The organism is Pseudomonas sp. RA_5y_Pfl1_P24 (assembly GCF_963970945.1).
Classification (GTDB): domain Bacteria; phylum Pseudomonadota; class Gammaproteobacteria; order Pseudomonadales; family Pseudomonadaceae; genus Aquipseudomonas; species Aquipseudomonas tritici.
Window position 1 is genome coordinate 68890 of sequence record NZ_CAXAOJ010000021.1, and the last position, 6603, is coordinate 75492.

Here is a 6603-nt window from a genome sequence, read left to right on the forward strand (position 1 = left end):
ACCGCCTTCGCGAGCAAGCCCGCTTCCACAGGGGGCCGCGTAAGGATTTAGTTGCTGATGGCCAGAATGCTCGCCTGGTACGACCCGACAAACACATCAAAGTCGCCCACTTCGTTCTGCTCCAGCTCTGCCTGTTGCGCCAGCGATGTACGTGCCAGCTGTTCAAAGCGCGCCTGCTCGTCCGCCGGCAACGGCTCCTTGCGAAAGTGCTCAGCGTGCAACTGGCTCTGGTGCAGGGAGAACTGCGCAAAACTCTCTTTACGCTCGGCCATCGCCGCCAGCACCTGGGCCGACGGCGTCAGGGACGGGTCCTTGACCTTGGCCAACTGAGCATCCAGTGCCTGGCTGTGCTCGGTGATGCCGTGGCTCTCATCCAGCAACGCGGCCAACGGTGCAATCTGCTCCAGCAGATCGGCAGCCCATTCCTTCATGTCCACCGGTTGCCCCTGACGTTGCAATTGCAGGCCCGGACGGCGACCTTCCTTGACCACGCTGAGGAAGTTGGAGGTTGCGTTGCCACATTCGTTGTTGGCGAACACCGGGCTGTCGTTCAGCGCGCAATACAGCAGGAATGCGTCGAGGAAACGCGACTCCGGCAGGTCGATGCCCATCGGCAGGAATGGGTTGATGTCCAGGCAGCGCACTTCGATGTACTGGATGCCACGCGCCATCAGCGCCTGGATCGGCCGCTCGCCGGTGTAGGTCACACGCTTGGGGCGGATGTTGGAGTAGTACTCGTTTTCGATTTGCAGGATGTTGGTGTTGAGCTGTACCCATTCACCGTCCTTGTGCGTGCCGACTTCTACGTACGGCGCGTAGGGCTTTGCCACCGCTTCACGCAGGCTGTCGGTGTAGCTGACCAGGTCGTTGTAGCACGGCGTGAGGCCGGCCTGGGCGTTGCTCTGGTAACCCAGGTCGCTCATGCGCAGGCTGGTGGCGTAGGGCAGGTACAGGGTGTCAGCGTCGAGCACTTCCAACTGGTGCGAGCGACCGCGCAGGAAGCCCGCGTCCAGCGCCGGCGAGGCCCCGAACAGGTACATCAGCAGCCAGCTGTAGCGACGGAAATTGCGGATCAGCGCGATATAGGCGTTGGACTGATAGTCGCGGTCAGTGCCGACAAATCCTTCAGTTTCCTTGAGCAACGGCCACAGCTGTTCCGGCAGGGAAAAGTTGTAGTGGATGCCCGCGATGCATTGCATGGTCTTGCCGTAACGCAGGGCCAGCCCCTTGCGGTACACGTACTTGAGCTGTCCGATATTGGACGTGCCGTAGTAGGCAATCGGAATGTCTTCCTCGGCCGGCAACGGGCACGGCATCGAGGGGCTCCACAGGTATTCGCTGCCGAGCTTGGTGTAGGCAAACCGGTGGATTTTGTCCAGGCTGCTCAGGGTATCGGCCGGGTTGGGCAGGGCGGGAGTGATGAACTCAAGCAGCGATTCCGAGTAGTCAGTGGTGATCAGTTCGTTGGTCAACGCGGCGCCCAGGGCTTCGGGGTGCGGCGTTTGTGCCAGGCGGCCATCACCCGTAACGCGCAGGCATTCGCGCTCGATGCCGTGCAAGCACTGCTCTAGCAGGGAGAGGTGTTCGCGCTTGCCGAGCAAAGCCAGGCGGCGGTTGAGAAGTTCGCTCAAGTTGGATTCCTTCACGCGTCAGTCGCCCCAATATGGGGGTGGGCAGGACGGTCTACAAGGGTGAAGTTAAAACTGGCGTGATCGCCTGGTTCAGAGTCGATTTGACCCGCTGTGAAAAAGCCTACCTCACTCCATGAGTTTGGCTACAGCACGGCAAGAAAATTCCGACGCTGTGATTGCAGCGCCGAAATTAACTCAAATCGGGGGTAGGGGGCTATAGGACAGCGAAGGTACCCTGCGCTTTTGCGATAAGTCTTTCGTCTTGGTACACATCCGCCTCGACCACCAGCGTGCGGCGCCCGGCATGAATCACCCGGCTGGTGCACAGCACATCACCGCCTTCCACCGCACGGATATAGTTGATTTTGCACTCGATGGTCGCGCTCTGCTGGTCGAAACCATGTGAGCTGGAACAGGCCAGCCCCATCGTAATGTCCACCAGGCTGAAAATCGCCCCGCCATGGAGCTTGCCCGCGCGGTTGCGCAGGTGCGGCTCCAGGGTCAGGGCCACCTCGGCAACGCCTTCCTCAAGGCGTTGCAGACGGCAGCCGATCAGTTCGCTGAACGCGCTCTGGGTCAAGCCGGCCGGAATTTCCATCAACGCTTCTTCAACTGTTTAGCGTTGGCGAACAGCGAGGCCATGGCGTTGTTGCTCGGCGCTGCGGTAGCGGTTTCCTTGCGCGGAGCGCTGTTTTGCGACTGGCGCGGTGCGGAGCCTGGACGTGCGCCACGGGCACCGTCGACTTTCTCACCGGGGGTGTCGCTCATGCGCATCGACAGGCCGACACGTTTGCGCGGGATGTCGATTTCCATGACTTTGACCTTCACCACGTCACCGGCTTTCACCGCTTCGCGTGGATCCTTGATGAATTTCTCCGAAAGCGCGGAGATATGTACCAAACCGTCCTGATGCACGCCGATATCCACAAAGGCGCCGAAGTTGGTCACGTTGGTGACGACGCCTTCGAGGATCATGCCCAGTTGCAGGTCCTTGAGGTCTTCGACACCGTCCTGGAACTCGGCGGTCTTGAACTCGGGGCGGGGGTCGCGGCCCGGCTTTTCCAGCTCTTGCAGGATGTCGGTGATGGTCGGCACACCGAAGGTTTCGTCGGTGTACTTCTTTGGATCCAGACGCTTGAGGAATGCAGCGTCACCGATCAGCGAACGGATGTCGCGGTCGGTTTCGGCGGCGATGCGTTGCACCAGCGGGTAGGCTTCCGGGTGAACCGCGGAAGAATCCAACGGGTTATCTCCGTTCATTACGCGTAGGAAACCGGCGGCCTGTTCGAAGGTTTTTTCACCCAGGCGTGCGACTTTTTTAAGCGCTGCACGGGTTTTGAACGCGCCGTTTTCGTCACGGTGAGTCACGATGTTTTGCGCCAACGTGGCGTTGAGGCCGGAAATACGTGCAAGCAGCGCGACGGAAGCGGTGTTCACGTCTACGCCAACGGCGTTTACGCAATCTTCCACCACTGCATCCAGGCCGCGCGCCAGTTTCAGCTGCGACACGTCATGCTGATACTGGCCCACGCCGATGGATTTAGGGTCGATTTTCACCAGTTCGGCCAGTGGATCCTGCAGGCGACGAGCAATCGACACCGCGCCACGGATCGACACGTCGAGGTCCGGGAATTCCTTGGATGCCAACTCCGACGCCGAATACACCGAGGCGCCAGCCTCGGAGACCATGACTTTGGTCATCTTCATGGCTGGGTATTTCTTGATCAGTTCGGCGGCCAGCTTGTCGGTCTCGCGGCTGGCAGTGCCGTTGCCGATGGCGATCAGGTCTACGGAGTGTTTGGCGCACAAGGCGGCCAGGATCGCGAGGGTCTGGTCCCATTTGTTGTGCGGTACGTGCGGATACACAGTCGCGTGGTCCAGCAGCTTGCCGGTGGAATCGACCACGGCCACTTTGCAGCCAGTGCGCAGGCCTGGGTCGAGGCCCAAAGTGGCACGTGGCCCGGCCGGTGCAGCCAGCAGCAGGTCGTGCAGGTTGTGGGCGAACACGTTGATCGCCTCGGTTTCGGCACCGTCGCGCAGTTCGCCCAGCAGGTCGGTTTCCAGGTGGGTGTAGAGCTTGACCTTCCAGGTCCAGCGCACCACTTCACCGAGCCACTTGTCCGCAGGACGGTTCTGATTCTGGATGCCGAATTGTTGACCGATCATGCCTTCGCACGGGTGCATGGTGCCCGGCAACTCGTCGCCGACCTTTAGCGCGGAGCTGAGAATGCCTTCATTGCGGCCACGGAAAATGGCGAGTGCACGGTGGGACGGCATGCTCTTGAGCGGTTCGTCGTGTTCGAAGTAATCGCGGAACTTGGCGCCTTCTTCCTCTTTGCCGGCGATGACGCGGGCACTGAGGATGGCTTCCTGCTTAAGGTAGGTACGCAGTTTTTCCAGCAGGCTGGCGTCTTCGGCGAAGCGCTCCATGAGGATGTACTTGGCGCCTTCGAGGGCGGCCTTGACATCGGCGACGCCTTTTTCGGCGTCGATGAAGCGCGCGGCTTCGGTTTCCGGGGTCAGCGACGGGTCGTTGAACAGGCCGTCGGCCAACTCGCCCAGGCCCGCTTCCAGGGCGATCTGGCCCTTGGTGCGGCGCTTTTGCTTGTACGGCAGGTAAAGGTCTTCGAGGCGGGTCTTGGTGTCGGCGAGCTTGATGTCGCGCTCGAGTTGGGGGGTCAACTTGCCTTGTTCCTCGATGCTGGCGAGGATGCTGATGCGCCGTTCGTCGAGTTCTCGCAGGTAGCGCAGGCGCTCTTCCAGGTGACGTAGTTGGATGTCGTCGAGGCTGCCGGTCACTTCTTTACGGTAACGGGCGATGAAGGGCACCGTGGAGCCTTCATCCAGTAGAGCGACGGCCGCTTCGACCTGTTGTGGGCGTACACCGAGTTCCTCGGCGATGCGGCTGTTGATGCTGTCCATAAAACCACCTGAAATTCTTAAAAGCAGCTCGCAAGCCCGGAAAACAAGGCGTTGGGAGGCTGGTTGAGCGGCCCGACTGGCGCCGCTGCCTGGGTCAAGAGGCAGCCTATTGACCCTCGAAATCGAAAAAATCACGACAAGCGGTGAAAAAATCCTCGGCATCAAACGGTAACGATCTGACGTTGCCCTGCACGACGGCGCCGCATTATAACCAGCGTTCTGCCCTTGGGGGGGATTGCGCCAACGGTTGTAGGGCGCGGGTTCGCTGGCAGTAGAGGAAAAATCTGCTAACAATGCACACGGTGCGTATAACGGCAGCTAGGCCATAATGCGCGCCGAGATAAGAGGAGCATCTAATGAGCAGCACTGCACAAACTGCTGAAGGCGAGAAAATTCTCATCGTTGACGACGATCCGGGGCTGAGCAGCCTGCTGGAGCGTTTCTTCAACTCCAAGGGCTACCGCGCCCGCGCGGTGCCGAACACTGAGCAGATGGACCGTCTGTTGGGGCGTGAAGTGTTCAACCTCGTCGTACTCGACCTGATGCTGCCCGGCGAAGACGGCCTCACCGCCTGCAAACGCCTGCGCGGCGCGAACAACCAGATTCCAATCATCATGCTTACCGCCAAGGGCGATGAGCTGAGCCGCATCAAGGGCCTGGAGCTGGGCGCGGATGACTATTTGGCCAAGCCGTTCAACCCGGATGAGCTGATGGCGCGGGTGAAGGCGGTGTTGCGTCGCCAGGCAGCCCCGGTACCGGGCGCGCCCGGCAGCGAAGACGAAAGCGTCACTTTTGGCGACTACGAACTGTCGCTGGCGACCCGTGAGCTCAAGCGTGGCGATGAAGTGCACATGCTGACCACTGGCGAATTCGCCGTGCTCAAGGCCCTGGTGATGAACGCTCGCCAGCCGCTGACCCGCGACAAACTGATGAACCTGGCCCGTGGCCGGGAATGGGACGCCCTGGAGCGCTCCATTGACGTGCAGATTTCCCGTCTGCGCCGGATGATCGAGCCGGACCCTTCCAAGCCTAGGTATATCCAGACGGTCTGGGGTGTGGGTTATGTGTTTGTGCCGGATGGCAATAAAACCAGTTGACCGATGATTTGCAGGGCGGGCCTCCCAGCGTTTGATTCCATGAGGGTCGACGGGAGGTCCGGCGTCTGCAATTCTGCGAGCGCCGCTCGTTTCTGCAAGGTATCTAGCTGTCTTCTATGAAAACCCCGCTGTGGTTCCCCCAAAGCTTCTTCTCCCGCACCCTTTGGCTGGTGCTGATCGTCGTTCTGTTTTCCAAAGCACTCACGCTTGTTTATCTGTTGATGAACGAGGACGTGCTGGTGGATCGACAATACAGCCACGGTGTCGCCTTGACGCTTCGCGCCTATTGGGCGGCTGACCCCGAGAACCGCGAGAAAATCGCCAAGGCCGCCACGCTGGTCCGTGTAGCGGGCGCGGGGGTGCCCGAGGGTGAGCAACATTGGCCCTACAGTGAAATTTACCAGCGCCAGATGCAGGCTGAACTCGGTGAAGACACTGAGGTGCGGCTGCGCATGCATGTATCGCCGGCGTTGTGGGTGCGCGCGCCAAGCCTGGGTGAGGATTGGCTGAAAGTGCCGCTGTACCCGCATCCGCTGCGTGGGCAGAAGATCTGGAACGTGCTGGGCTGGTTCCTGGCGATCGGGCTGCTTTCAACGGCGTCGGCGTGGATCTTTGTCCGGCAGCTCAACCAACCACTCAAACGTCTGGTGTTTGCCGCCCGCCAATTGGGCCAGGGGCGCAGCGTGCGCCTGCCGGTCAGCGATACGCCCAGCGAGATGACTGAGGTGTACGGCGCGTTCAACCAGATGGCGGAAGACGTCGAGCAGGCCGGGCGCGAACGCGAGTTGATGCTGGCGGGAGTTTCCCACGACTTGCGCACACCCTTGACGCGGCTGCGCTTGTCTCTGGAGTTGATGGGCAACCATAGCGATCTGACCGATGACATGGTCCGTGACATTGAGGACATGGACGCTATTCTCGACCAGTTCCTCGCGTTCATCCGCGATGGCCGG

5 protein-coding genes are annotated in these 6603 nt (G+C 60.6%); 2 read left to right on the forward strand and 3 right to left on the reverse strand.

Annotated elements, in window-relative coordinates; genetic code table 11:
* Positions 1 to 47 precede the first annotated feature (47 nt).
* The 3 genes from gshA to AACY30_RS25955 all read right to left on the reverse strand — a co-directional run bounded on the left by gshA (position 48) and on the right by AACY30_RS25955 (position 4553).
* On the reverse strand, positions 48 to 1631 hold the full coding sequence (gene gshA / locus AACY30_RS25945) for a glutamate--cysteine ligase (protein WP_339469107.1): 1584 nt from the start codon (positions 1629 to 1631) through the stop codon (positions 48 to 50).
* A gap of 214 nt (positions 1632 to 1845) precedes the next feature.
* Positions 1846 to 2229 carry a PaaI family thioesterase gene (locus AACY30_RS25950; RefSeq protein ID WP_339419924.1) on the reverse strand — a complete coding sequence of 128 codons (384 nt, stop codon included), beginning with the start codon at positions 2227 to 2229 and terminating at the stop codon, positions 1846 to 1848.
* Positions 2229 to 4553 (reverse strand): Tex family protein, encoded by a 2325-nt coding sequence (locus AACY30_RS25955; protein WP_339469109.1) that lies wholly within the window; start codon positions 4551 to 4553, stop codon positions 2229 to 2231. Before AACY30_RS25955 ends, AACY30_RS25950 begins: the two co-directional genes overlap by 1 nt.
* Positions 4554 to 4909: 356 nt before the next feature.
* On the opposite strand from AACY30_RS25955, the gene ompR reads away from it, so the two are divergent.
* Positions 4910 to 5650 (forward strand): osmolarity response regulator transcription factor OmpR, encoded by a 741-nt coding sequence (ompR, locus tag AACY30_RS25960; RefSeq protein WP_010214095.1) that lies wholly within the window; start codon positions 4910 to 4912, stop codon positions 5648 to 5650.
* Positions 5651 to 5766: 116 nt separating this feature from the next.
* Positions 5767 to 6603, forward strand: an 837-nt coding sequence (locus AACY30_RS25965; RefSeq protein ID WP_339541336.1) for a histidine kinase dimerization/phospho-acceptor domain-containing protein, incomplete at its 3' end; no start/stop codon positions are given.

Coding starts and splice junctions, on each gene's coding strand:
- AACY30_RS25950 (WP_339419924.1), bottom strand. CDS start 2,229: ATGGAAATTCCGGCCGGCTTGACCCAGAGCGCGTTCAGCGAACTGATC.
- ompR (WP_010214095.1), top strand. CDS start 4,910: ATGAGCAGCACTGCACAAACTGCTGAAGGCGAGAAAATTCTCATCGTT.
- AACY30_RS25955 (WP_339469109.1), bottom strand. CDS start 4,553: ATGGACAGCATCAACAGCCGCATCGCCGAGGAACTCGGTGTACGCCCA.